Source organism: Streptomyces cathayae (assembly GCF_029760955.1).
In the GTDB taxonomy this organism is placed as follows: domain Bacteria; phylum Actinomycetota; class Actinomycetes; order Streptomycetales; family Streptomycetaceae; genus Streptomyces; species Streptomyces cathayae.
Window position 1 is genome coordinate 2,535,967 of the sequence record NZ_CP121682.1, and the last position, 24,348, is coordinate 2,560,314.

The following is a 24,348-nucleotide window of genomic DNA, read 5'->3' on the forward strand; positions in this document are numbered from 1 at the left end:
AAGGTGACGATTTCCTCCGTTCGGGTGAACGTCGTCCTTCTTGACTGCAGGATTTACCGGGGTCCGGGTTTCGGGGGCGAGCGCGGGGGCAGGAGCGCATGCTCCCCCGACGATCTGACACCATTCCCCGGGGGCCCCGTTCGGCGGATGGGCGGGGCTCGGCCAGAGTTGCGACCAGGGGACGGATGGGACCGCGCAGTGCGGGGCTACGAGAGCCAGGAGCGAGATCCGGCGGCTGACGTCGACCACCTCTCTCGGTTCGAAGCCGAGATGAAGCGGCTGAAGACCGAGCGGGAAAAGGCGATCCAGCACGCCGATGACCTCGGCTACCAGGTCGAGGTGCTGCGCGCCAAGCTGCACGAGGCGCGGCGCACCATCATGTCCCGCCCCACCTACGAGGGCGGCGACATCGGCTATCAGGCCGAGCAGTTGCTGCGTAACGCGCAGGTGCAGGCCGACCAGCTCCGCGCGGACGCCGAGCGTGAGCTGAGCCAGGTGCGGGCGCAGACCCAGCGGATCCTCCAGGAGCACGCCGAGCAGGCGGCCCGGCTCCAGTCGGAGCTGCACCAGGAGGCCGTGACGCGGCGCCAGCAGCTCGACCAGGAGCTGGCGGAGCGCCGGCAGACCGTCGAGTCGCACGTCAACGAGAACGTGGCGTGGGCGGAGCAGGTGCGGGCCCGCTCCGAGCAGCAGGCCCGCCGGCTGCTCGACGAGTCCCGCGCGGAGGCCGAACAGGCCCTGGCCGCCGCCCGCGCGGAGGCCGAACGGGTGACCGCCGAGGCCCGCCAGCGGCTGCGCAGCGAGGCCGAGGCGGCGCGCACGGAGGCCGACCAGGCCCTGCGCCGGGCCCGCGCGGACGCCGAGCGGCTGCTGAACGCCGCCTCCGCGCAGGCGCAGGAGGCCACCGACCACGCCGAGCAGCTGCGGACGTCGACGGCCAGTGAGTCGGAGTCCGCCCGCCGCGAGGCCCAGGAGCTCGCCAGGGCGGCCGAGCAGCGCATGGCGGACGCCGAGGCGGCGCTGCGCGAGGCCCGTGCCGAGGCGGACAAGGTGCTCGCCGAGGCGAAGGAGGCCGCGTCGAAGGCGCTCTCCTCCGCCGAGGCCGCCAACGAGACCCGTACCCGCACGGCCAAGGAGCAGGTCGCCCGGCTGGTCAGCGAGGCCACCAAGGAGGCCGAGTCCACCAAGGCGGACGCCGAGCAGGTCGTCGCGGACGCCCGTGCGGAGGCCGAGAAGATCGTCGCGGAGGCCTCCGAGAAGGCCCGCACGATCACCGCCGAGGAGAGCGCCACCCAGCTGTCCAAGGCGGCCAAGACCGCCGAGGACGTGCTCAACAAGGCGTCGGAGGACGCCAAGCGGACCACCAGGGCGGCGGCCGAGGAGGCCGAGCGGATCCGTGGGGAGGCCGAGGCCGAGGCGGACCGGCTGCGGGCCGAGGCGCACGACATCGCCACCCAGCTCAAGGGCGCGGCGAAGGACGACACCAAGGAGTACCGCGCCAAGACGGTCGAGCTGCAGGAGGAGGCCCGCCGGCTGCGCGGCGAGGCCGAGCACCTGCGTGCCGACGCGGTCGCCGAGGGCGAGAAGATCCGCGCGGAGGCCCGCAAGGAGGCCGTGGCGCAGATCGAGGAGGCGGCCCGGTCCGCCGAGGAACTGCTGGCCAAGGCGAAGGCGGACGCGGACGCGCTGCGTTCCACCGCGCAGACGGACAGCGAGAAGGTCCGCACCGAGGCCATCGAGCGCGCCACGACGCTGCGCCGGCAGGCCGAGGAGACCCTGGAGCGCACCCGCAAGGAGGCCGAGCGGCACCGCGCGGAGGCCACCGAGCAGGCCGACGCGCTCAAGGAGGACGCCGAGCGGGCCGCGCGCGAGCTGCACGAGGAGACCGAGCGGGCCGTCGCGGCACGCCGCGCGGAGGCCGCCGAGGAGCTGACCCGGCTGCACACGGAGGCCGAGGAGCGGCTGGCCTCGGCCGAACAGGCGCTGAGCGAGGCCCGCGAGGAGGCGGGCCGCATCCGCCGGGAGGCCTCGGACGAGGCCGAGCGGCTGCGCGCCGAGGCGGCGGAGCGGGCTCGCACGCTCCGTGGGCAGGCGGAGGCGGAGGCCGAGCGGCTGCGGACCGAGGCCGCGGCGGACGCGGCGGCGTCCCGCGCGGAGGGCGAGTCGGTCGCCGTGCGGCTGCGTTCGGAGGCCGCGGCGGAGGCGGAGCGGCTCAAGACGGAGGCGCAGGACAGCGCCGACCGGATGCGGGCCGAGGCACTGGCCGCCGCCGAGCGGCTCGGCGCGGAGGCGTCCCAGGCGCTGGCCGGCGCGCAGGAGGAGGCTGCCCGGCGGCGCCGCGAGGCCGAGGAACTGCTGGGCTCGGCCCGCCAGGAGGCCGACCAGGAGCGCGAGCGGGCCCGGGAGCAGAGCGAGGAGCTGCTGGCCGCGGCGCGTACCCGCGTGGAGGAGGCGCAGGCCGAGGCCGTACGGCTGGTCGAGGAGGCCGACCGGCGTGCCACCGAGATGGTGTCGGCGGCCGAGCAGCACGCGCAGCAGGTCCGGGATGCGGTCGCGGACCTGCACGAGCAGGCGCAGGAGGAGATCACCGGGCTGCGCAGCGCCGCCGAGCACGCGGCGGACCGTACCCGGCGCGAGGCCGAGGAGGAGGCGGACCGGGTCCGGGGCGACGCCTACGCGGAGCGGGAGCGGGCGAGCGAGGACGCGAGCCGGCTGCGGCGCGAGGCGCAGGAGGAGACGGAGGCCGCCAAGTCGCTCGCCGAGCGCACGGTGTCCGAGGCGATCAGCGAGGCGGAGCGGGTCCGTTCGGAGGTCTCCGAGCAGGCCCAGCGGATGCGTACGGAGGCGTCGGACACGGTCGCCGAGGCCGAGCAGAGCGCCGCGCGCACCCGGGCCGAGGCCCGTCAGGACGCCAACCGGATCCGTTCGGAGGCGGCGACGCAGGCGGACACCCTCATCACCGAGGCGCGGAGCGAGGCCGAGCGGCTCACCACGGAGACGGTCGCGGAGACCGACCGGCAGCGCGCGGAGTCGGTCGCCAAGGCCGAGAAGCTGATCGCGGACGCGACCGGCGACGCGGAGCGGCTGCGGGCCGAGGCGTCCCGGGCGGTCGGCTCGGCGCAGCAGCACGCGCAGCAGGTCCGGGGCGAGAGCGAGCGGCTGCGGGCCGACGCGGAGCAGACGGCCGAGCGGCTGGTGACCTCGGCGCGCGAGGAGGCCGAGCGTGCCCTGGACGAGGCCCGCAAGGACGCCAACAAGCGGCGTTCCGAGGCGGCCGAGCAGGTGGACACGCTCATCACGGAGACCGCCGCCGAGGCGGACAAGCTGCTCGCCGAGGCGCAGCAGCAGGCGCAGAAGACCACCGCGGACGCGGAGGCCCAGGCCGACTCGATGGTGGGCGCGGCCCGCACCGAGGCCGACCGGCTCGTCTCCGAGGCGACCGTCGAGGGCAACTCGCGGGTGGAGAAGTCCCGTACGGACGCGGACGAGTTGCTGATCGAGGCCCGCCAGGACGCGACCCGGATCCGGGAGCGCGCCGAGGAGCTGCGGGACCGCATCACCGGCGAGATCGAGGAGCTGCACGAGCGGGCCCGCCGTGAGGCGGCCGAGACGATGAAGTCCACCGGTGACCGCTGCGACGCGCTCATCAAGGCGGCCGAGGAGCAGCTCGCCAAGGCCCAGGCGAAGGCCAAGGAACTCGTGTCCGAGGCCAACTCCGAGGCGGGCAAGGTGCGTATCGCCGCGGTGAAGAAGGCCGAGGGGCTGCTGAAGGAGGCCGAGCAGAAGAAGGCCACGCTCGTCAAGGAGGCCGAGGAGCTCAAGGCCGAGGCGATCCGCGAGGCACGGGCCACGGTCGAGGAGGGCAAGCGCGAGCTGGAGGTCCTGGTGCGGCGGCGCGCGGACATCAACGTCGAGATCTCCCGAGTGCAGGACGTCCTGGAGGCGCTGGAGTCGTTCGAGGCTCCGGGCGGCGGCAAGGACAACGGGGTGAAGGCCGCCGCGGCGGCCGGTCCGCCGGGCCAGCGGAGCAAGTCTTCGGACAGTTAGGGCGCCGTATAACGAACCGGTCAAACTCTTCGAGGGCGCGGGAAACCCCTTGTCGGCATGGCAAATCCCGTGCCTACAAGGGGGTTTGAGTACCCACTTGGCAAGCGCTCCAGGTACCGGCCACCCAAAAGGGGTGTCATTCTCCGTATCAAACGTGCATCCACTCGATGACACAGCGCTTCGACGCCTAGGATTCCCCCTATCACCTCACCGGTCCTCATTCGACAGGAATCCCATGAGCGACACTTCCCCCTACGGCTTCGAGCTTGTGCGGCGTGGATACGACCGCGCTCAGGTGGACGAACGCATCTCCAAGCTCGTCTCCGACCGTGACAGCGCTCTCGCCCGCATCACCGCTCTGGAAAAGCGCATCGAGGAGCTCCACCTCGAGACGCAGAACGCCCAGTCCCAGGTCACCGACGCCGAGCCGTCGTACGCGGGGCTCGGCGCGCGCGTGGAGAAGATCCTGCGGCTGGCCGAGGAGGAGGCGAAGGACCTCCGTGAGGAGGCCCGGCGCGCGGCCGAGCAGCACCGTGAACTCGCCGAGTCGGCCGCCCAGCAGGTGCGCAACGACGCGGAGTCGTACTCCGCCGAGCGCAAGGCGAAGGCCGAGGACGAGGGCGTCCGGATCGTCGAGAAGGCCCAGGGCGAGGCCTCTCAGCTGCGGTCGGACGCGCAGAAGGACGCGCAGTCCAAGCGCGAGGAGGCGGACGCCCTCTTCGAGGAGACCCGCGCGAAGGCCGCGCAGGCCGCCGCCGACTTCGAGACGAACCTGGCCAAGCGGCGCGAGCAGTCCGAGCGCGACCTGGCCTCGCGTCAGGCCAAGGCCGAGAAGCGCCTCGCCGAGATCGAGCACCGCGCGGAGCAGCTGCGCTTGGAGGCGGAGAAGCTGCGCACCGACGCCGAGCGCCGGGCCCGCCAGACGGTGGAGACCGCTCAGCGCCAGGCCGAGGACATCGTGGCCGACGCCAACGCCAAGGCCGACCGGATCCGTTCGGAGTCCGAGCGGGAGCTGGCGGCGCTCACCAACCGCCGCGACTCCATCAACGCCCAGCTGACCAACGTCCGCGAGATGCTGGCGACGCTCACGGGTGCCGCGGTGGCCGCGGCCGGCACGCCGGCCGAGGACGAGTCCGCCTCCCGCGGGGTTCCGGCCCAGCAGACCCGGTAACCGGCCGGGATACAGGGACCGAACATCGGTGAAGCCCTCTGCCACGGAGTTGGCAGAGGGCTTCGTCCCGTTCTAGCGTGGCGGCATGATCGAGCTCGAGGGGCTGACCAAGCGGTACGGCGAGAAGATGGCGGTCAACAACCTGACCTTCACGGTCAGGCCGGGCATCGTCACGGGGTTCCTCGGTCCCAACGGCGCGGGCAAGTCCACCACCATGCGGATGATGCTGGGCCTGGACCGGCCCACGGCCGGCGACGTCCGCATCGACGGCCGGCACTACGACCGGCTCAAGGACCCGTTGAAACACATCGGCGCGCTGCTGGACGCCAAGGCCGCGCACGGCGGCCGCAGCGCCTTCAACCATCTGCTGTGTCTCGCCCAGAGCAACGGCATCCCCCGGCAGCGGGTGCACGAGGTGCTGGACACGGTGGGGCTGACCTCCGTCGCGAGGAAGAAGACCAAGGGGTTCTCGCTCGGCATGGGCCAGCGGCTCGGCATCGCGGGCGCGCTGCTCGGCGATCCGCGCATCCTGATGTTCGACGAGCCGGTCAACGGTCTCGACCCCGAGGGCATCCACTGGATCCGCACCCTGATGAAGTCGCTCGCCGCGCAGGGCCGTACGGTCTTCGTCTCCTCCCACCTGATGAGCGAGATGGCGCTGACCGCCGACCACCTCGTCGTCATCGGGCAGGGCCGGCTGCTCGCCGACACCTCCATGGCCGACTTCATCGAGCACAACTCCCGTTCGTACGTCCGGATCCGCTGCCCGCAGCGGGAACGGCTGCTGGACGTGCTGCACGAGGCCGGGATCACGGCCGTCGAGAGCGGCGAGGTGCTGGAGGTGGACGGCGCCAAGGCCGAGCAGGTCGGGGAACTGGCGGCCGCCCACCAGCTGGTGCTGCACGAACTGAGCCCGCAGCAGGCCTCCCTGGAGGAGGCGTTCATGCGGCTGACCGCGGAGTCGGTGGAGTACCACGCGCACTCCGGTACGTCCGCGCCCCCGCAGCAGTGGGGCGACGGCTGGAAGAGGGGCTGAGCATGGCGGCGGCACAGGTCGTCCGGTCCGAGTGGACCAAGATCCGGTCGGTGGCGTCCACGGTGTGGACGCTCTCCCTGGCGGTGGTCGTCACCATCGCGCTCGGCATGCTGATCTCGGCACTGTCGGCGCGCGAGTTCGACACCATGAGCCCGCGGAGCCGGCTCTCCTTCGATCCGACGTTCATCAGCTTCGCCGGGATGAGCCTCGGCCAGCTCGCGATGATCGTGTTCGGGGTGCTGGTGGTGTCGAACGAGTACAGCACCGGCATGATCCGCACCTCGCTGGCCGCGGTACCGCAGCGCGGTGCCTTCCTGGCCGGCAAGCTCGGCGTGGCCACCGCGCTCGCGCTCGTCGTCTCCATGGTCACCAGCTTCGCCGCCTTCTTCCTCGGGCAGGCGATGCTCGGCGAGCACAGCGCGTCCCTCGGGGACGAGGGGGTGCTGCGGGCCGTCCTCGGCGGCGGTCTCTACATGACCCTGATCGCGGTGTTCTCGATGGGCGTCGCCACCATGCTGCGCTCCCCGATGCTGTCGCTGGGCATCCTGATGCCGTTCTTCTTCCTGATCTCCAGCATCCTGGCCAACGTCGACGCGACGAAGAAGATCGGCCGATTCCTGCCCGACCAGGCGGGCAGCAGGATCATGCAGGTGGTCGCACCCCTCGACGACGACACCCCGTACGGGCCCTGGGGCGGCCTCGGCATCATGGCGCTGTGGGTGGTCGCGGCGCTCGTCGGCGGATACCTGGTGCTGAGGAAGCGCGACGCGTAGGGCCTGTCCGGCGGATCAGGCCGCAGGAAGCCGACGGTGCCTCGTCGGCGCGGGTGAGCGGGGCGTCGGGGGTCCCCCTGCTCGAAGGGCTCGGGGGAGGGCGTGCCGGCCCCCGCGTCTGCGGCGTGGTCCGCCGGACGGGCCCCCGGGGCAGGGCGCGGGCGGGCGAAGGGGGCGCCCGGCCCGGTCCGGAAGGTGGGGTGGGGCGGGGCCGGTTTTCCACCGTCTTTACCTCCCCTTGGGTGGAACCGTCAGCCTCTCGATATCCTCCTAACCCTTACGGGGGGCGTGTGCCCTCGTTGTCCTGAACCTCTCGATGGGCGGAGCATGATCGAGGCAGTCGGCCTGACCAAGCGGTATGGCGACAAGACCGCTGTGTACAACCTTTCCTTCCAGGTGCGCCCCGGTGCCGTCACCGGCTTCCTCGGCCCCAACGGTTCGGGCAAGTCCACGACGATGCGGATGATCCTCGGCCTGGACAACCCCACCGCGGGCCACGTCACGATCGGCGGCTACCCCTACCGCAGGCTGCCCAACGCCGCCCGGCAGGTCGGCGCGCTGCTGGACGCCAAGGCCGTGCACGGCGGCCGGTCCGCCCGCAACCACCTGCTGAGCCTGGCCCAGCTGTCCGGCATCCCGGCCCGGCGGGTGGACGAGGTGCTCGGTGTGGTCGGGCTGCACGAGGTGGCCGGGCGGCGCTCCAAGGGCTTCTCCCTGGGCATGGGCCAGCGGCTCGGCATCGCCGCCGCGCTGCTCGGCGACCCCCAGGTGCTGCTGTTCGACGAGCCGGTCAACGGCCTCGACCCCGAGGGCATCCTCTGGGTGCGCACCCTGATGAAGTCGCTCGCCGCGGAGGGCCGTACGGTCTTCGTCTCGTCCCACCTGATGAGCGAGATGGCGCTGACCGCCGACCACCTCATCGTGATCGGCCGGGGACAGCTCCTGTCCGACATGAGCGTGAAGGACTTCATCTCGGCCAACTCCGCCGACTTCGCACGGGTGCGCACGCCCGACACCGAGCCGCAGCAGCGCGAGAAGCTGTCCGCCGCGCTCAGCGAGGCCGGCGGCCAGGTGCTGCCCGAGCAGGACGGCGCGCTGCGGGTGATGGGACTGCCGCTGCCGCGCGTCAGTGAGATCGCCCACGAGGCCGGCGTACGGCTGTGGGAGCTGTCACCGCACCAGGCCTCGCTGGAGGAGGCGTACATGCGGATGACGCAGGGGGCGGTCGACTACCGCTCGACCGACGACCAGAAGGCAGGGCTCCAGCAGCCGCTGCCGCCGGGCATGCAGCCGCCGGTGCCGGTGCCGGGCCAGGGTCAGCCCGGCTGGTACGCCCCGCCGCCGCCCCAGCAGGGCGCCCAGCAGTTCGGGGCGGCCCCGGGCGCACCGCAGGCTCCCGCGGGCCCGTACGGCGCTCCGGGCGCCCCCGGAGCCGCCCCGGCGGCCCCTCCGGCCAACCCGTACGCCCAGCCCGTCCCGGCAGCCGCTCCCCCGGCGGCCGCGCCGCCCGCCGCCCAGCCCAGCCCGCCCAGCCCGTCCAGCTCCGACGTGGCCAAGCCCGAGGACGCCCGATGAGCACGCCCCAGCCCCCGACCCAGCAGGCCGCGCCCGTGTGGCAGGCGGCGGAGCCCGGCTACCACTCGCCGATCCCGGTGGTGCGCACGCACCTGGGGCACGCGCTCGCCTCCGAGTGGACGAAGATCCGGTCGCTGCGCTCCACGATGTGGACGCTGGGCGTGTTCGTGCTGCTCGTCGTCGGCATCGGACTGCTGACCGGTGTGGTGGTGGCGAGCACCGACACGGACCTGAACGGTGAGAGCGCCCTGTCCCTGGGCTTCTTCGGACTGCTCCTGGGCAGCATGTGCCTCGTCTCGCTGGGCGTGCTGACCACGGCCACGGAGTACGGCACCGGCATGATCCGCACCACCATGGTGGCCTGCCCCTCGCGCGGGCGGGTGCTCGCGGCGAAGGCCCTGGTGTTCTTCCTGATCGCCTTCACGGTGACGCTGCTGTCCGCGACGGCCGTCGCGTTCCTGCACATGGTGATGCTGGAGGGCAACAACGCGGGACAGCCCACCGGCGACGAGTGGCTGAAGGCCACCGTCGGCATCTCGCTCCACCTCGCCCTGCTCGGCACGCTCTCGCTGGCCGTCGGCTCGATCGTCCGGCACTCGGCGGGCGCCATCACCCTCATGATCGGCGCCCTGCTCGCCCCGCTGGTGATCGCGATGTTCATGTTCGCCTCCTCGCTGGAGGGCGTGCGCGACGCCCTGTTCGAGTACTCCATCCCGAACCAGTTGAGCGTCTTCTACTCCAACTCCCTGAGCACGTCCGGACCGTCCGGCTGGGACCCGCTGTGGATCATGCTCGGGGTCACGGCCGCGGCGCTCGGCGGCGCCTTCCTCCTGCTGGGGGAGCGGGACGTGTAGGAGCCGGCCGGAACAGCGACCGCCGGGCTCAGAACCTCGGCGCGTTACGGGACCGCTGCACCCGCGTGGTGCGGCGGTCCTTCGCGTTCCAGCAGGCCTTGTGCCAGTGCCGGCGGTCGTCGGCCCCCGCGTGCGCCGGCCAGGCCACCACGTGCGGCACCCCGTCCGGGATCAGCTGGTCGCAGCCGGGGCAGCGGTACGCCTTGCCCTGGGCACTGGAGCCCGCCACGTGCCGCACGCTCCATTCCTCGCCCTGCCAGTTCTCGGTGGACTGCCAGCCGCCGTACCGCCCGGAACGGTCGTCCCCGGCGCTCCGGCCGGACGAACCGGCTCCCTTGGGTCGGTTGCGACGCGGGGACACAGAACACCTCACGGGGCTATACAGGATGCGGGACTGCTTCCAGCCTACGCGGCGCCGACCGGGGTACGCGTAGGGAACCAAACATCACAAGCTTCCCTTCACAAGAGCGCAACACTCGTTCCAGAACCGCCCATTCTGCAGACAATCCGTAAAATTCCCCTCCCAGCCGTGTCCTCGGCACGTGTCAGACGGTTATGCCCTGTGGGGGAGCTCCGCGTCGGAGCCAAGGAAGCAGGAAAGCAATGCGCGTGGGAAGTTTCGTGTTGGCCGCCCGGTTCCCCGGGCAGGGCGAAGGGGAGGCACTGCACCGAGCGGTCCGTTCGGCCGAGGTGGCCGAGGAGGCCGGGCTGGACGCGGTCTGGCTGGGCGAGCACCACTTCGTGCCGTACGGCACCTGCCCGTCGGCGGTCACCCTGGCGGCGTTGCTGCTGGGCCGCACCCGCCGCATCCGGGTCGGTACGGCGGTCAGCGTGCTGCCCACCGTCCACCCGGTGGCGCTCGGCGAGCAGGCCGCGCTGCTGCACGTCACCAGCGGCGGGCGGTTCTCGCTGGGCGTCGGGCGCGGCGGACCGTGGGTCGACCTGGAGGTCTTCGGGTCCGGCCTCGAGGCGTACGAGAAGGGGTTCCCCGAATCACTCGATCTCCTGACGCGCTGGCTGCGCGACCCCTCGGTCGCGGCCGCCGGGGAGCGCTTCCGGTTCCGTGAAGTGCCCGTCGTCCCGCGCCCCTCGGAGTGCCTCACCGAGGTGGAGGGCCCCGAGGTCGTGGTCGCCTGCACCTCCCCGGCGAGCGTGCGGCTCGCGGCCGAGCGCGGGCTGCCGATGCTGCTCGGCATGCACGTGGGGGACGAGGAGAAGGGCGAGATGGTCGCCCTGTGGCAGCGGCACGCGCGTGCCTGCGGACGGCCGGCGGCGGAGGTCCACCGCGCGGCCCATGTGTCGGCCGGCGTCGTGCAGATCGCCGACCGGCGCACCGACGCGGCGGAGACGCTGCTCAAGGCGCTGCCCGGCTGGCTGCGGCAGGGACTCGAGGCCCATGTCACGGTGGACGGCCGGGAGCGGCGGATGCGCGACCCGCTGGCCTACACCGAACTGCTCTGCGGGCTGCACCCGGTGGGCTCCCCGCGGCTGTGCGCGGACCGGCTCGCCGCGACCAGCGAGCGGACCGGCATCTCCCGGTTCGCCCTGCTCGTCGAGGGGTCCGGCGACCTCGCGGCGACCGAGGAGAACGTACGGCGGCTCGGTGCCGAGGTGATCCCCCAACTCGTCTGAACGAGCGGGGGATTCCGGTGAGACTTGCCGCCCCGGTACAGAGCGCACCTCCCGCGTACGGAGCGGCAAGCTACGTGGCGCGTCAGCAGTCGCGCAGTTCCGGCGACTGGTTCAGCAACTGCCCGCGGACCGAGGTGAACTTGGTCAGCCTCTCGTCGACCGAGGAGTCGAGCGGGAACACGGCCACCCGGTGGCAGTTCTGGAAGGCCAGCCGGACGCCGAAGTGCCGCTGCAGCGCGCCGCGTATCGCGTCACTCGCGAGCGCACGCAGCAGCTGACCGCGAGCCTGCTCGTCCGGCGGAGGCGTCTGGTTGTCGGCGAACTCTCCGCCGTCCACCTTCAACTGGGCCACCAGGGAGCTGATCATCTCCCACGCGTAGGGCAGGGAGGTCCGGACGCAGTCGACGAAGTCTGCTTCGTCGACCTCGCCTCGCTCGGCCTGTTCGAGTAGGGCCGGTGAGACGTCGAGCGACATGGGTTCTCCTCTCGCACCCCCGCCGGGCGGGGGTTGCCTGACAGATACGGGAGTTCGCAGAATCCGACACGCTGCGTGCACACGTCGCGACCTCCCGTTCACTACCGTAAGCAACTGACCGGGGCCGCACCAGGAGAATCCCAGGATGGGGGACTTGCTGTGGGCCGGGAATCGGCCATCGCCGAACACGCGCTTTCCAGGAGATACAGGACACGCCTCGAGGGTCTGGAGTGGCTCCTGCGGCCTGGTTCCGAGTCGTTCGCGGGAGCGGGCGAATCGCCTCGACCGCGGCCCGTCGAGTAGCGTTGCCGACCATGCGTCTCGTCATTGCCCGCTGCTCCGTGGACTACGCCGGGCGGCTCACCGCGCACCTGCCCTCGGCACCCCGCCTGATCCTGGTCAAGGCGGACGGAAGTGTCTCGATCCACGCCGACGACCGGGCCTACAAGCCCCTGAACTGGATGTCGCCGCCCTGCACGCTCAAAGAGGGCAGCGGTGACGAGGAGGGGATCTGGACCGTCGTCAACAAGGCGGGCGAGAAACTCATCATCACGATGGAGGAGGTCCTGCACGACTCCTCGCACGAACTGGGCGTCGACCCCGGCCTGATCAAGGACGGCGTGGAAGCGCACCTCCAGGAACTGCTCGCGGACCGCATCGAGACCCTCGGCGAGGGCTACACCCTCATCCGCCGCGAGTACATGACCGCCATCGGCCCCGTCGACATCCTCTGCCGCGACGCCGAGGGACAGACCGTCGCGGTGGAGATCAAGCGGCGCGGTGAGATCGACGGCGTGGAGCAACTCACCCGCTATCTGGAGCTGTTGAACCGCGATCCGCATCTCGCCCCGGTGCGCGGCGTGTTCGCGGCCCAGGAGATCAAGCCGCAGGCCCGGGTGCTCGCCGCCGACCGGGGCATCGGCTGCCAGGTGCTCGACTACAACGCCATGCGGGGCATCGAGGACGACAAACTGCGCCTGTTCTGAGCGGCGTCACGGCATGTGTGGAGGGCCGGCCCCCCCGTCGGGGAGCCGGCCCTCCACACATGCCCGAAAGTGTTCCCGGGCGTCCGCGGACGCCCGGGGTGTCAGATCACCGCTGTTCCGGAGCTGCTCGGTGTGCCCGCCTCGCTGCTCTGCGGGGCGCTCGCCGAACTGCTCGCCCCCGACTCCGTCTGGGCCGGGGTGGAGGAGGTGGGGCCGCTCGCCGAGTCGGACGTCTCCGGCGGCGGCGGGGTGTAGTCCTCCGTCGGGCCCGTCGTCGGGGCGGGCGGATCCGGCGTCGAGGTGGTCGGGGCCGGCTCCGGATCGGTCGTCTCGTCGACGGGATCGCTCGGCTCGGTCGTCTTCGGCGGCTTCGCGGACGAGGACGACGCCGACGGCGTGGAGGGCGTGGTCGTCGAGTCGTCCGGCTTGTCGGTGTCGCCCGGGTCGGCCGAGGCCTCGCCCGACTCCGTGGCCGTCGGCGTCGGGTCGTCGGAGGTGCCGAGGGTGCCGTCCGGGCCGGGGTCGGCGGGCCGGCTGGTGGCGTCACCGGTGTCACCGCCCTCCTCGGTCCGCCGGTCCGCACCCAGGCTGCCGTCGTCGGCCCCCTGGCTCGCGGACGGGTTGACGCCGACGTTCTCCGACGGGGTGCCGGGCTCGTTCTCCGAGGTCGCTCCGAGGGTGACCACCGTGCCCAGCACGGCGACGAGCAGCGCGCCCGCGCCGGCCGCCACGAGGTTGCGCCGGGCCAGGCCCTTCAGCCCGACGCCGGCCTTGGGCGTGGCCTTGGGCGCGAACACCGGCACGGGCGCGGTGTGGTGGACGACCAGGCCGGTGTCGGTGGGCGGCTGCAGCTCCGGGAAGGCCATCGGCACCCCGCGGGGCGGCGAGGCCGACTCCTCGTACCGGGCCTCCGGCACCTCCTCCCCCGCGGTCGGCGCGAGCGCCGCCGGGATGCCGGAGCGGTCGCTGACCAGGGCCAGCGCCCGGCGTCCGGCGATGGCGCCGCGCTTGTCGGCGACGGCCCCGCGCAGGCCGACGGAGGCCTCCAGTTCGGCACGGGCGCGGTCCAGCTCCCCCACGCACAGGGCGTGGATGCCGAGCTCGTGGCGGAAGTAGGCCTCCTCCGCCACGTCTCCGGCGAGCCGGGCGGCCTCCGCGCCGGCCCGCAGGGCCCGCTCCCAGGCGTTCCAGTGCAGGCCCGCGGCGAACGCGGGGGCGGCGGTGCGGGCCAGCTGCACCGCCACGTCCTCCTCGCCCTCGTCGGCGGCCGAGGCGAGCGGCGCCACCACGGCGAGCGCGGCGAGCACCGCGTCGGCCTCGGCGCAGACCCGTTCCGGGGTGACCGAGGGGTGCCCGGCCCACCAGGCGTAGTGCTGGGCGGCGGTGCGGGCCTGCGCCTGCGCCCCGTCGGCGTACCCGGCGGCCTCCAGCTGGGCCGGTACGCCGGCGGCGAGCCGGTAGCGGGAGCCGGCCGGGGCGGCCAGCCCGCAGGCGGCCAGCTCACCGAGCGCGGCGTCGGCGTGGGTGTCGCCGACCAGCGCGGGCAGGTGCGCCTGGTGCGGGAGTTCACCGCCGAGCGCGACGGCGAACCGCAGGGTGGCGCGGGCGGAGGCGCTGAGCCGTGCCGCGAGCAGCGGGGCGGGAGCGGCCGCCTCGCCGAGCGAGGGCAGCGGGACCTCGTCACCGTCGACGGCGTCGACGGCGTCGGCGGGCAGTTCGTCGGACGGGTCGCCGGGCCAGACGTCCTCGAAGACGCCGAACTCGTCGACGGCGCTGGTGCCGGCGCGCAGCCGGTCGCGCTGTCGCAGCAGGGCACCGGCCTGGACGAAGCGCAGCGGCAGGCCCTCGGACTCGAACCAGAGGTCACCGGCCCAGTTCGACTCGTCCTCGGTGAGGTCCCGGTCGACGGCGCGCGCCAGCAGGTCGAGACCGGCCGCGCGGTCGAGTCCGTCGAGGACGACCTCCTCCACGGCGGAGTCGGCCGACGGGGCGGGCACGTCCGGGGTGGCGCCGAGCAGGAAGGCGCACTCGGGTGTCGCGTCGAGCAGTTCGTCGAGGGCGGCGCCGCCGAACCCGAGGTCGTCGATGACGACGACCGCGCCGACCTCACGGAGACAGTCGGCGAGTTCGTCCCGGCCGGGGCGGTACAGCGGCGCGCTGTGCACGGCGTGGAAGAGGTCGTACAGCAGATCGTCGGCGCTGCGGCGGTGGCCGTCCAGGCGGACCACGCCGTCGGGGGCGAGGTCCGCGCAGTCCTCGGCGACGACGTCGAGCAGCCGGGTACGGCCGGCGCCCGCGGGGCCGGTGAGGCGCACGGAGCGGCCGCGGGCGAGCAGCCGGAGCAGCTTCTCCCGCTCGTCCTGGCGGGCCGTCAGCGGCAGCTCCGGCCGGGACGGGCCGGGCGGGACGGGCGGCCGGGCGGCCTGCTCGGCCTCGGCGCGCTCGGCCTCCGTCAGCTTCACGGGGCGTGCGGGCCGCTCGGCGGGCGGGCAGGGTTCTATCTCACTGCCGTCGACGGGATTGACGGTCAGCAGGAAGTCGCCGGAGACGAGCTGCACCGTGCGGGCGAGCACGGGCGTGGGCTGCCCGAAGTCGGATGTGAGGGATTCCCTGGGCGGGCGCTGGCGCGGCGCGTGTCCGTCGCCGTCACGACCGTACTCCTCGGGTCCCGGGTTGTTCGGGTCCATAAGGTCCTAGCCCCCCAAAAGCGTCGTGTGCCTGGGTCCAAGCCCCTCCCGGCCTTGCTGCACACCGCGCTGTCGCTCTTGGCCCGGGCCCGCTCGAGGGTGGATGAGGCAGCGGGCAGCCGAACCCTAAACCTTCTCCCAGTATCTACGACAGTCCGGGGTGGCGTCCGGTCCGGGACATCACAGTCTCGTGAGGATTCTGCGCACGTCGCACGGGTCGCCGGGGGCTCTCACCGGGCCGGCCGGATCCTGCCGGCCGTCGGGTCCGTCCGGCGCATCCGGTTCACCCCGTGCATCCGGTTCGTCCGGCGCGTCCCCCGTACGGACCTCACACACGGGGCGGCGTGTCCACCCCGATGCCCCCCTCGATCGCCAGGATCCGGTGCAGCCGGGTGGCCACCAGCAGGCGCTGCAGCTGTGGCGGTACGTCGCGCAGCACCAGCCGCCGGCCGCAGCGGCCGGCCCGTCGGTGGACTCCCATGATCACGCCGAGTCCGGTGGCGTCCCAGGAGTCCAGCTCGGACAGGTCCAACAGCAGATCACCGACTCCGTCGTCGACGGCCGAGTGCAGGACCGTACGGGCGTCCGCCGCGTTGCGGACATCGAGGCGGCCCCCGACGACCAGTTCGGCGTGGTCGCCCCTGATATGCATATGCGCTCCCGTGCGTGCCGTGCTCCGTTTTTAAGGTGTACAGGTTCTTGAGGTGTTCGGGCTTCTCACGTTTTTGGCGACGGTGATGCACCCTCTGACTGCGTGGAGCCCGCAGAGGTTGCTCCGTGTGAGCGAACCGACACCGAATTCACCCCGGTGCGTGATGAGCACCGGGGTGTTCGGGGTGATCAGTACGCGTAGAAGCCCTGCCCGCTCTTCCGGCCGATGTCACCGGCGTCAACCATCCGGCGCATCAGCTCGGGCGGGGCGAACTTCTCGTCCTGGGACTCGGTGTAGATGTTCCCGGTGGCGTGCAGCAGGATGTCGACGCCGGTCAGGTCGGCGGTGGCCAGCGGCCCCATGGCGTGACCGAAGCCCAGCTTGCAGGCCAGGTCGATGTCCTCGGCGCTCGCCACACCCGACTCGTGGAGCTTGGCGGCCTCGACGACGAGGGCGCTGATCAGGCGGGTGGTCACGAAGCCGGCCACATCGCGGTTGACGACGATGCAGGTCTTGCCGACCGACTCGGCGAACTCGCGCGCGGTGGCGAGGGTCTCGTCGCTGGTCTTGTAGCCGCGGACCAGTTCGCACAGCTGCATCATCGGCACCGGCGAGAAGAAGTGCGCGCCGACGACCCGCTCCGGGCGCTCCGTCACGGCCGCGATCTTGGTGATCGGGATGGCCGAGGTGTTGGAGGCGAGCACGGTGTCCTCGCGCACGATCCCGTCGAGGGCGCGGAAGATCTCGTGCTTGACCTCGAGCTTCTCGAAGACCGCCTCGACCACGACGTCCGCGTCCGCGCAGGCGTCCAGGTCGGTGGTCGTGGTGATCCGGGCGAGGGCCGCGTCGGCGTCGTGGGCCTCGAGCCTGCCCTTGCCCACGAACCTGTCGTACGACGACTTGATCCCGTCGACACCTCGCGTGAGCGCCTCGTCGGTGACGTCGCGCAGGACGACGTCCCAGCCCGCCTGAGCGGAGACCTGGGCGATTCCGGACCCCATGAGGCCGGCCCCGATGACGGCGAGCTTCCGTGCCACTGTGCGACTCCCCTTCGAAACACTCACACACTGTTCCTGTACGTCACTCGCGGACACTAGCGCCCGCGGGCGAATGTGTGAGGGGTTAGTAATGCGTGTCACGTCTCACGCAGTGAGACACCCATCACTCCCGCCGCCTCCGAGGTTCCTCAGGTTCGGCCACCAACCCTCCTGACCGTCAACTCCAGTCATTCACCCACTGATTGTTGACGCGCGTAGCACCGTGCCGCACGCTGGTCGGCGGGCGCCGTCCGGGCGGGCGGCACCCCTCCATCCAGCGACGGACGGTCGGGAGGCCGGAATGCTGAGACGCGCGACACGCACCCTCCTCTCATTTGTCATGATCATGGCGGGTATGGCCCTCGGGGTGGGCGCCACCGCCGGCACGGCGCACGCCGACTCGTGCTACACCTGGAACCGCACCCTGTCCCAGGGCACCTCCGGCAGCGATGTGACACAGCTGCAGATCCGGGTCGCCGGCTGGGTGACCTCGGGCGAGCGGCTCTCCTACGACGGCCAGTACGGTGCCCGCACCACCGCCGCCGTCAAGAAGTTCCAGTCGGCGTACGGACTGCCCGCCGACGGTGTCGCCGGTCCGCAGACCTTCAGCAAGATCTACGCGCTCCAGGACGCCGACTGCACGCCCGTCCACTTCAGCTACGCCGAACTCAACAAGTGCAACTCCACCTGGTCGGGCGGCGCGGTGTCGGCCGCCACCGCCAAGGCGAACGCGCTGAAGACCATGTGGAAGCTGGAGGCACTGCGGCACGCGCTCGGTGACGTGCCGATCACCATCTCCAGCGGCTTCCGCTCCTACGCCTGCAACAGCGCGGTCGGCGGCTCGTCGACCAGCCGTCACCTCTACGGCGACGCGGCCGACCTCGTCGGCTCGCCGAGCTTCTGCACCCTCGCCCGCCAGTCCCGGGTCCACGGCTTCTCCGAGATCCTCGGCCCCGGCTACCCCGGCCACAACGACCACACCCATGTGGCCTTCGACCCGTCACCGTACTGGTCGGCACCCAGCTGCGGGATCTGACCGGCGCTCCACCCCACGCGAGACCGACCGTCACGGCGGGCCGTGACGGTCGGCACACCGGTGTCCGGAAAGCCTGGGCGTCACTAGGCTGGCCGCATGGTCAATCTGACACGCATCTACACGAAGACCGGCGACAAGGGCACCACCAACCTCGGTGACATGAGCCGGGTCGCCAAGACCGACCTGCGCATCGCCGCCTACGCCGACGCCAACGAGGCGAACGCGGTGATCGGCACCGCGATCGCGCTGGGTGCCCTGGACGAGGAGGTCGTCACGGTCCTCACCCGCGTGCAGAACGACCTGTTCGACGTGGGCGCGGACCTGTCGACGCCGGTGGTGGAGAACCCCGAGTTCCCGCCGCTGCGGGTCGAGCAGTTCTACGTGGACCGGCTGGAGAAGGACTGCGACCACTTCAACGAGCGGCTGGAGAAGCTGCGCTCCTTCATCCTCCCGGCAGGCACGGCGGGCGCCGCCCTCCTCCACCAGGCCTGCACGGTGGTCCGCCGCGCGGAGCGCTCCACCTGGGCGGCCATGGAGGCGCACGGCGACACCATGAACCCCCTCACCGCCACCTACCTCAACCGCCTCTCCGACCTCCTCTTCATCCTGGCCCGCATCGCCAACAAGGAGACCGGCGACGTGCTGTGGGTACCGGGCGGGGAGCGCTAGCACCCGCCGGCCTTCTCCCCGGGGAGCGGCACGGAAGCCGTCACCGCCGTCAGCCCGTGTGCCCGGAACCGAGTGGTCCCTGATCACACGGGCCGACGGCGGCACCCGCCGTTCAGCCCTCCGCACCTCCGAGGAAAGCACCCCAGGCGGAAGGGGAGACCGCGAACCGGGGCCCGTCCTGCTGCTTGGAGTCGCGTACGTGCACGACTCCGGGGGCGAGCGCGACCTCCACACAGTCGTCGCCCTCGGATCCGCTGTAGCTGCTCTTGAACCAGTCCAGCTCGTTGACGGTGTTCATAGCGCTCCTCGCATCCTCTGCAACAACTCCACCGAGTCCGCCGGGGACAGGGCCTGCGAGCGCATCTTGGCATAGCGCATCTGCATCACGCTCACTGCTTCCCGGTCAGAAACCAGCTGTCCGGTCTTCTGACCCTCCGCGTACCCGACCCACTGGCGTTCCGGGGTCTCCAAAAGACGCATGGGCCCATCCGTGCCCGCGTGGTACGGCTGCCGCTGCGGCATGATCTGCAGCTCCACGTTCCACGGTTCCGTGCAGGCGAGGAGATGGCCGAGCAGCTCCCGGGTGACCTCCTCGCCTCCCGTGTGCCGCAGCAGCACCGACTCCTCGACGATGAAGCTGAACGCGATCGGCGGTGTACGCCTGAGCAGGTCCTGCCGCGCCCGCCGCGCGGCGATCCGCTGCTCCAACTGCTCCTCGGTGGGCGGGGGCGGCACGTTGAGCATCACCGCCCGGGTGTACGCCTCGGTCTGGAGCAGCCCGGGCACCACCCGGCACTCGTACGTGCACAGACCGACCGCGGACTCCTCCAACTGAGCCCACTCCCGGAACCAGACCGCCAGTCCCCGCTGCCGCCCGAGGTGCCGGACCATGGCCCGCAGCACCCCGAACGCCTCCAGCGCCTCCTCCGCCCGCTCGACGAAGGCGGCGGTCGGCATCCGTCTTCCCTGCTCGACCGAGGCGACCGACGCGTGCGAGTAGTTGAGCCGCTCGGCGAGCTGCTCCTGGGTGAGCAGGGCCCGTTCCCTGAACGTCTTCAGGGCCGCGCCGAACGCCTTGAGACTGTCGGACGACTCGACTGCTGTACTGCTGCTGTTCGCCATGGACGACCCCCTTGTCGCGCTTGCGGCACACCGTGCAGCCGTACAACGGCAAGACGGCCGGAAGTGGTTACGCGCAAGTCCCAGCCGGACCCCGTACAGGACGACGTGTACGGGGCTCGGCACCGAGGGCTTCTGTGGGAACCGGTACCCGGTTGCTGGTCGATCCGGCGCCGGGGCAAGGCATCGATCCCCAGGGCGTTCAGGCCGGGCGACCGGGTCGTAAGGGATCTGGAGGTGGCGTCACGGGTCGGGGACGGTCGTGCTGCCCGGCGGGCGTGAGGTCGAGTGATGGCGCATCGGGTCTCGCCGAGGGCGGCCGGCTGCTCGTGCGGGTGGTGTTCCCCCCATCGTCCGGCGGGCCGGCGGCCTCGACGTGTGCGCTGCCGGGGCACTCGACCACGTCCCGGGGACGACACACCGCCCCAAAGCCGTGAGCACTTCGGCCATATCTGTCCTGATGCCGCTCATCTGAGGGCTTACGTGACACTTTCCCGTCGACTGCTCACGGTTTTCGGCAAGGCACCCGCCTCCGGCCCCCTTTCAGTGGCGGAGGTTCTCCTTCGCGGTGACGGGCTCTTTCGCCTGCGTGCCCGCCGGAGCCTTCTTCGGCCAGATCCAGTACGTCAGGGCGATCAGGCCGTGGATGCCGGTCACCTGCCAGGCGGTGGTGCGCCAGCTCTCCAGGGAGCCCACCCGGCTCGCGTCGCCGACGTACCGGATGGCGAGCTGGAGCAGGACGGTGGCCACGGCGGCCCCCGCCAGCGTGCCCAGCCACACCCTGGCCTCGTGCCGGGCGCGGGCCGTGCCGTAGCGGGGCGGGCCGGCCGGCTTCGGGGCACCGCCGAACCGGTGGGCGGCGTGGCCGTCGAGCCACTTCACGGTGCGGTGGCCGTGGCCCACGGTGTAGCCGATGTAGAGCGCTGCCAGACCGTGCGCCCAGCCCGGCTCGGCACCGTTCTTCAGGTCCAGCGCGGTGGCGACCAGCAGGACGACCTCCAGCAGCGGCTCGCACAGCAGCAGCGCCAGGCCGGTGCGCGGCATCTTCAGCAGGTAGCGGAAGGCCAGTCCGGCGGCCAGCAGCACCCAGAAGCCGATCTCGCATGCGGCGATCAAGGCGACGATCACGGTTCGCTCCTCTCGGTCACCCTTCCAGGCTCCCGTGCGGGGCGGCCCGGGGCGTCGTCGCCACCGATGAACTCGCGGTACATCGAAAGATGCAGTCCAGGACCGTCCGCGGGGATCAGGCGCCGGGTGTGCGCACCGTGTTGGATGGTGCCATGGCCCTGCGACCGTCCCGCCCGCCCCGCTTCGACGTGGGGGTCGCGCTCGCCGGACTCGCCGGCGGGCTGCTGCTGTGGGGCTTCGGGCTGGGCGTCCGGCCGGGCGACGACCCGACCGTGCTCTTCGACGGCCGCGGGCCGCTCCTCGTGCCGCTCGCCGTGATCGCCGGCTGCGAACTGCTGCGCCGCACCGCCCCGCGCACCGCCCTGGCCGTCGGCACGCTGGCGTTGGCCGCGGACGTCATGACGCAGGGCAGCATCGCCACGATCGTGATGTACACGGACCTGATGTACGCCGCCGTCGTGTACGGCACGTCCGCCACCGCCCGCCGTCTGCCGTGGATCACCGGCATGTTCACGATCGCGGCGACGCTGGTTCCCTACGCCGTGTGGCGGGTGCCGGAGGCCCTGCTCCTCGGGCTCGTCGTCGGCGCCGTGACGTTCACGCCCGCCTCGACCGGCCTCATCGTGCGCAACCACCGCGACGCCGCCGAGGCCGCCCGGCTGCGGGCCGAACAGACCGCGCTGCTCGCGGAGATGGACCGCGTCCAGGCTGTGACCGCGGAACGTTCCCGCATGGCCCGCGAGTTGCACGACATGGTCGCCAACCACCTCTCCGCGATCGCCATCCACTCCACGGCCGCCCTCTCCCTGGACGACCCCGGTACCTCCAAGGAGGCACTCGGCGTGATCCGGGAGAACAGCGTGCAGGGACTGTCCGAGATGCGACGGCTCATCGGCATCCTGCGCGACGGGGAGGACGACCGGGAACCGGCGGCGACCCCCACGCTCGACGGCCTCGGCACCCTGGTGGAGGGCGCCCGCGCCAACGGCCTGGACGTCACCCTCGACGCCACGTACAGCGACGTCCCCACACCGGTGGAACTCGCCGCGTACAGGATCGTGCAGGAGTCGCTGACGAACGCGTTGAAGCATGCCGCGCCGGGCAGGGTCACCGTGTGCCTGCGCCGGCCGGCCGACGCCCTCGACATCCGGGTGACCAGTCCCCACGGCGGCCGGGACGCCCCGCGCGCGCCGGGTTCGGGGGCCGGTCTCGTCGGCATGCGGGAGCGGGCCGCCCTGCTGGACGGCACGTTCGAGGCCGGTCCGCAGAACGGTCCGGAGGGCAAGCTGTGGGAGGTGCGCGCCACCCTCCCCGTCACCGACGTCGTGCGAGGAGACACCTGTTGACTTCCTCCCCCTCGTGAACGAGGGGAGTCCTACGGCTCGCGCCGTGGGGGTTTCTGCTTCGTCGCCGACCGCCCGCCCGGAGAACTCCGTTGAGGTCTTACACCGGCTCCACAGACAGACACGGCCAGCCCGGCCGCCAGAAGGTTCTTCGCCGCGTTCACGTCCCGGTCGTGGACCGTGCCGCAGTCGCAGGTCCAGGTGCGGACGTGCAGCGGCATCTTCTTCTGCAAGGTGCCGCAGGCGGAGCACAACCTGGAGGAGGGGAAGAAGCGGTCGACCGCGATCACTTCCCGCCCGTACCAGGCTGCCTTGTACTCCAGCATGGAGCGGAACTCGCTCCAGCCCGCATCCGAGATGGCCCGGGCGAGCGTGTGGTTCTTGACCATGTTGCGCACGGTCAGGTCCTCGATCACAAGCGTTTGGTTCTCACGCACGAGTCGAGTGGTCAGCTTGTGCAGCAGGTCCCGGCGCCGGTCGGCGATCCGGGCGTAGATCTTCGCGACCCTGATCCGGGCCTTGCGCCGGTTGGCTCCGTCCCCTCTGCCCTTCTTCGCCAGAGCCCGCTGGGCCTTGGCAAGCCGGGTACGGTCGCGGCGCTCGTGTCTCGGGTTGGTGATCTTCTCGCCGGTGGACAGGGTCAGCAGGTGGTCCAGGCCCACGTCGATGCCGACCGCCGCATCCGCGGCGGGCAGCGGCTGCACGGTCGGGTCCTCGCACAGCATCGACACGAACCAGCGTCCGGCCGCGTCCTGCGACACGGTCACCGTGGAGGGCGTCGCCCCCTCGGGGAGCGGACGGGACCACACGAGGTCCAGCGGCTCGGTCATCTTCGCCAGCGTCAGCTTCCCCTCGCGGAAGCGGAAACCACTGGTGGTGTACTCGGCGGACTTGCGGGACTTCTTCCGGCTCTTGAAGCGGGGGTACTGGGACCGCTTGCCGAAGAAATGGGTGAACGCGTTCTGCAGGTGCCGCAGCGTCTGCTGCAGCGGCACGGAGGACACGTCGTTGAGGTAGGCGAGTTCCTCGGTCTTCTTCCACGCGGTCAGCATCGCCGAGGTGGCGTTGTAGTTGATCCGCTCCTGCCGCGCCCATGCCTCGGTGCGGGCGGCGAGGGCGAGGTTGTAGACCTTGCGCACGCAGCCGAACGTGCGCGACAGCTCGGCTGCCTGCGCATCGGTCGGATGGAAGCGGTACTTGAACGCCCGCTTCACATACGCCGTGGTCACGCTCACAAACTAGCGCCACCGTGCCTTAAGCCCAAATCCGCGGGTCAGAGCACCGCGATCCGCCCTGACGGCGCATCACAGCCCGTTGCCCTGCTCCGCAGGAACTTCATTTCTCCCCCGCAAGCGGGCGGTACCCCCACCCCCGGCTGAAGCCGGGGGTATCCACGAAGGAGGCCAAATGATCCGCGTCCTGGTCGCCGAGGACCAGTCCGCCGTCCGCGCCGGGCTGGTGCTCATCCTGCGCAGCGCTCCCGACATCGGGGTGGTGGGTGAGGCGGCGGACGGTGAGCAGGCGGTGGCGCTCGCCCGTGAACTGCGCCCGGACGTGGTGCTGATGGACGTGCAGATGCCACGCCTGGACGGGGTGTCGGCCACCCGGCAGGTCGTCGCGGAGGGGCTCGCCGACGTGCTGGTGCTGACCACCTTCGACCTCGACGAGTACGTCTTCGGGGCGCTGCGGGCCGGGGCCTCGGGGTTCCTGCTGAAGAACGCGGAGGCGAAGGACCTCCTCGAGGCCGTGCGCACGGTGGCGCGCGGGGAGGGGATCGTCGCCCCGGCCGTGACCCGGCGGCTGATCGCCGAGTTCGCCGCGAAGCCCGTCCGCGGGTCCACGGCCGATCCGGCGGTGCTGGACTCCCTCACCCGGCGCGAGCGGGAGGTGCTGTCCTGTCTGGGCGAGGGCCTGTCCAACGCCGCCGTCGCGAAGCGCCTCGACATGGCGGAGGCCACGGTGAAGACCCACGTCAGCCGCCTGCTGGGGAAGCTGGGGCTGCGCAGCCGGGTGCAAGCCGCGGTCCTGGCGCAGGAATGGGGGATCTGACCGGAACGAGTGGGTGGTCCAGACCTATTGACCCGTGGTCCAGACCTTTCTATCCTCGCGGCACCGTGGGTGTGAAGGC

At 71.8% G+C, this 24,348-nt stretch carries 21 protein-coding genes; 12 read left to right on the forward strand and 9 right to left on the reverse strand.

Annotated features, from left to right (window positions below):
* The first annotated feature begins 198 nt into the window (after positions 1–198).
* The 6 genes from scy to PYS65_RS11325 all read left to right on the forward strand — a co-directional run bounded on the left by scy (position 199) and on the right by PYS65_RS11325 (position 9,456).
* Positions 199–4,047: a polarized growth protein Scy gene (gene scy, locus PYS65_RS11300; RefSeq protein ID WP_279333817.1), complete on the forward strand. Its 3,849-nt coding sequence runs from the start codon at positions 199–201 to the stop codon at positions 4,045–4,047.
* A gap of 235 nt (positions 4,048–4,282) precedes the next feature.
* On the forward strand, positions 4,283–5,218 hold the full coding sequence (locus PYS65_RS11305) for a coiled-coil domain-containing protein (protein ID WP_279333818.1): 936 nt from the start codon (positions 4,283–4,285) through the stop codon (positions 5,216–5,218).
* An 85-nt stretch (positions 5,219–5,303) separates the two neighbouring features.
* On the forward strand, positions 5,304–6,254 hold the full coding sequence (locus tag PYS65_RS11310) for an ABC transporter ATP-binding protein (RefSeq protein WP_279333819.1): 951 nt from the start codon (positions 5,304–5,306) through the stop codon (positions 6,252–6,254).
* Positions 6,255–6,256: 2 nt separating this feature from the next.
* The gene (locus PYS65_RS11315) at positions 6,257–7,027 is read left to right on the forward strand and encodes an ABC transporter permease (protein WP_279333820.1); all 771 of its coding nucleotides are present in this window, start codon (positions 6,257–6,259) and stop codon (positions 7,025–7,027) included.
* 327 nt (positions 7,028–7,354) lie between these two features.
* Positions 7,355–8,602, forward strand: coding sequence for an ABC transporter ATP-binding protein (locus PYS65_RS11320; protein ID WP_279333821.1), 1,248 nt, complete (start codon positions 7,355–7,357; stop codon positions 8,600–8,602).
* The gene (locus tag PYS65_RS11325; protein ID WP_279333822.1) at positions 8,599–9,456 is read left to right on the forward strand and encodes an ABC transporter permease subunit; all 858 of its coding nucleotides are present in this window, start codon (positions 8,599–8,601) and stop codon (positions 9,454–9,456) included. The genes PYS65_RS11320 and PYS65_RS11325 overlap by 4 nt, the downstream gene beginning before the upstream one ends.
* Before the next feature lie 28 nt (positions 9,457–9,484).
* Here PYS65_RS11325 and PYS65_RS11330 read toward each other — a convergent pair whose 3' ends face one another.
* Positions 9,485–9,817: an ATP/GTP-binding protein gene (locus PYS65_RS11330; RefSeq protein ID WP_279333823.1), complete on the reverse strand. Its 333-nt coding sequence runs from the start codon at positions 9,815–9,817 to the stop codon at positions 9,485–9,487.
* A gap of 242 nt (positions 9,818–10,059) precedes the next feature.
* Between PYS65_RS11330 and PYS65_RS11335 the strand changes: the two genes are divergently transcribed.
* Positions 10,060–11,088: an LLM class flavin-dependent oxidoreductase gene (locus PYS65_RS11335; RefSeq protein WP_279333824.1), complete on the forward strand. Its 1,029-nt coding sequence runs from the start codon at positions 10,060–10,062 to the stop codon at positions 11,086–11,088.
* A gap of 82 nt (positions 11,089–11,170) precedes the next feature.
* Here the strand turns inward: PYS65_RS11335 and PYS65_RS11340 are convergent, their stop codons facing one another.
* The gene (locus PYS65_RS11340) at positions 11,171–11,563 is read right to left on the reverse strand and encodes an SCO5389 family protein (protein WP_279333825.1); all 393 of its coding nucleotides are present in this window, start codon (positions 11,561–11,563) and stop codon (positions 11,171–11,173) included.
* 314 nt (positions 11,564–11,877) lie between these two features.
* Between PYS65_RS11340 and nucS the strand changes: the two genes are divergently transcribed.
* On the forward strand, positions 11,878–12,549 hold the full coding sequence (nucS, locus tag PYS65_RS11345; protein WP_279333826.1) for an endonuclease NucS: 672 nt from the start codon (positions 11,878–11,880) through the stop codon (positions 12,547–12,549).
* Positions 12,550–12,650: 101 nt separating this feature from the next.
* Here nucS and PYS65_RS11350 read toward each other — a convergent pair whose 3' ends face one another.
* From PYS65_RS11350 to PYS65_RS11360, 3 genes are all read right to left on the reverse strand, one after another.
* A complete protein-coding gene (locus PYS65_RS11350) occupies positions 12,651–15,236 on the reverse strand; it encodes an ATP-binding protein (RefSeq protein WP_279333827.1) in 2,586 nt (861 codons plus the stop codon).
* A gap of 328 nt (positions 15,237–15,564) precedes the next feature.
* The gene (locus PYS65_RS11355) at positions 15,565–15,888 is read right to left on the reverse strand and encodes an STAS domain-containing protein (protein ID WP_279333828.1); all 324 of its coding nucleotides are present in this window, start codon (positions 15,886–15,888) and stop codon (positions 15,565–15,567) included.
* A 188-nt stretch (positions 15,889–16,076) separates the two neighbouring features.
* Positions 16,077–16,925, reverse strand: a complete 849-nt coding sequence (locus tag PYS65_RS11360) for a 3-hydroxyacyl-CoA dehydrogenase family protein (RefSeq protein ID WP_279333829.1) — start codon at positions 16,923–16,925, stop codon at positions 16,077–16,079.
* Positions 16,926–17,226: 301 nt separating this feature from the next.
* Here PYS65_RS11360 and PYS65_RS11365 point away from each other — a divergent pair, with 301 nt between their 5' ends.
* Together PYS65_RS11365 and PYS65_RS11370 are read left to right on the forward strand one after the other, a co-directional pair.
* Positions 17,227–17,961, forward strand: coding sequence for a D-Ala-D-Ala carboxypeptidase family metallohydrolase (locus PYS65_RS11365; RefSeq protein ID WP_279333830.1), 735 nt, complete (start codon positions 17,227–17,229; stop codon positions 17,959–17,961).
* Between the two features lie 96 nt (positions 17,962–18,057).
* Positions 18,058–18,630: a cob(I)yrinic acid a,c-diamide adenosyltransferase gene (locus tag PYS65_RS11370; protein WP_279333831.1), complete on the forward strand. Its 573-nt coding sequence runs from the start codon at positions 18,058–18,060 to the stop codon at positions 18,628–18,630.
* A gap of 112 nt (positions 18,631–18,742) precedes the next feature.
* Here PYS65_RS11370 and PYS65_RS11375 read toward each other — a convergent pair whose 3' ends face one another.
* The 3 genes from PYS65_RS11375 to PYS65_RS11385 form a co-directional block, all read right to left on the reverse strand.
* Positions 18,743–18,928: a DUF397 domain-containing protein gene (locus tag PYS65_RS11375; RefSeq protein WP_279333832.1), complete on the reverse strand. Its 186-nt coding sequence runs from the start codon at positions 18,926–18,928 to the stop codon at positions 18,743–18,745.
* Positions 18,925–19,752, reverse strand: coding sequence for a helix-turn-helix domain-containing protein (locus PYS65_RS11380; protein ID WP_279333833.1), 828 nt, complete (start codon positions 19,750–19,752; stop codon positions 18,925–18,927). The genes PYS65_RS11375 and PYS65_RS11380 overlap by 4 nt, the downstream gene beginning before the upstream one ends.
* 540 nt (positions 19,753–20,292) lie before the next feature.
* On the reverse strand, positions 20,293–20,877 hold the full coding sequence (locus tag PYS65_RS11385) for a hypothetical protein (protein ID WP_279333834.1): 585 nt from the start codon (positions 20,875–20,877) through the stop codon (positions 20,293–20,295).
* Between the two features lie 152 nt (positions 20,878–21,029).
* Here PYS65_RS11385 and PYS65_RS11390 point away from each other — a divergent pair, with 152 nt between their 5' ends.
* Positions 21,030–22,223 carry a sensor histidine kinase gene (locus PYS65_RS11390; RefSeq protein ID WP_279333835.1) on the forward strand — a complete coding sequence of 398 codons (1,194 nt, stop codon included), beginning with the start codon at positions 21,030–21,032 and terminating at the stop codon, positions 22,221–22,223.
* A gap of 29 nt (positions 22,224–22,252) precedes the next feature.
* Here PYS65_RS11390 and PYS65_RS11395 read toward each other — a convergent pair whose 3' ends face one another.
* The gene (locus PYS65_RS11395) at positions 22,253–23,455 is read right to left on the reverse strand and encodes an RNA-guided endonuclease InsQ/TnpB family protein (protein WP_279333836.1); all 1,203 of its coding nucleotides are present in this window, start codon (positions 23,453–23,455) and stop codon (positions 22,253–22,255) included.
* 172 nt (positions 23,456–23,627) lie between these two features.
* Here PYS65_RS11395 and PYS65_RS11400 point away from each other — a divergent pair, with 172 nt between their 5' ends.
* Positions 23,628–24,269, forward strand: coding sequence for a response regulator (locus PYS65_RS11400; RefSeq protein ID WP_279333837.1), 642 nt, complete (start codon positions 23,628–23,630; stop codon positions 24,267–24,269).
* Positions 24,270–24,348: the final 79 nt, after the last annotated feature.

Coding starts and splice junctions, on each gene's coding strand:
- PYS65_RS11305 (WP_279333818.1), top strand. CDS start 4,283: ATGAGCGACACTTCCCCCTACGGCTTCGAGCTTGTGCGGCGTGGATAC.
- PYS65_RS11310 (WP_279333819.1), top strand. CDS start 5,304: ATGATCGAGCTCGAGGGGCTGACCAAGCGGTACGGCGAGAAGATGGCG.
- PYS65_RS11315 (WP_279333820.1), top strand. CDS start 6,257: ATGGCGGCGGCACAGGTCGTCCGGTCCGAGTGGACCAAGATCCGGTCG.
- PYS65_RS11320 (WP_279333821.1), top strand. CDS start 7,355: ATGATCGAGGCAGTCGGCCTGACCAAGCGGTATGGCGACAAGACCGCT.
- PYS65_RS11325 (WP_279333822.1), top strand. CDS start 8,599: ATGAGCACGCCCCAGCCCCCGACCCAGCAGGCCGCGCCCGTGTGGCAG.
- PYS65_RS11335 (WP_279333824.1), top strand. CDS start 10,060: ATGCGCGTGGGAAGTTTCGTGTTGGCCGCCCGGTTCCCCGGGCAGGGC.
- PYS65_RS11340 (WP_279333825.1), bottom strand. CDS start 11,563: ATGTCGCTCGACGTCTCACCGGCCCTACTCGAACAGGCCGAGCGAGGC.
- nucS (WP_279333826.1), top strand. CDS start 11,878: ATGCGTCTCGTCATTGCCCGCTGCTCCGTGGACTACGCCGGGCGGCTC.
- PYS65_RS11350 (WP_279333827.1), bottom strand. CDS start 15,236: ATGGACCCGAACAACCCGGGACCCGAGGAGTACGGTCGTGACGGCGAC.
- PYS65_RS11355 (WP_279333828.1), bottom strand. CDS start 15,888: ATGCATATCAGGGGCGACCACGCCGAACTGGTCGTCGGGGGCCGCCTC.
- PYS65_RS11365 (WP_279333830.1), top strand. CDS start 17,227: ATGCTGAGACGCGCGACACGCACCCTCCTCTCATTTGTCATGATCATG.
- PYS65_RS11370 (WP_279333831.1), top strand. CDS start 18,058: ATGGTCAATCTGACACGCATCTACACGAAGACCGGCGACAAGGGCACC.
- PYS65_RS11375 (WP_279333832.1), bottom strand. CDS start 18,928: ATGAACACCGTCAACGAGCTGGACTGGTTCAAGAGCAGCTACAGCGGA.
- PYS65_RS11380 (WP_279333833.1), bottom strand. CDS start 19,752: ATGGCGAACAGCAGCAGTACAGCAGTCGAGTCGTCCGACAGTCTCAAG.
- PYS65_RS11390 (WP_279333835.1), top strand. CDS start 21,030: ATGGCCCTGCGACCGTCCCGCCCGCCCCGCTTCGACGTGGGGGTCGCG.
- PYS65_RS11400 (WP_279333837.1), top strand. CDS start 23,628: ATGATCCGCGTCCTGGTCGCCGAGGACCAGTCCGCCGTCCGCGCCGGG.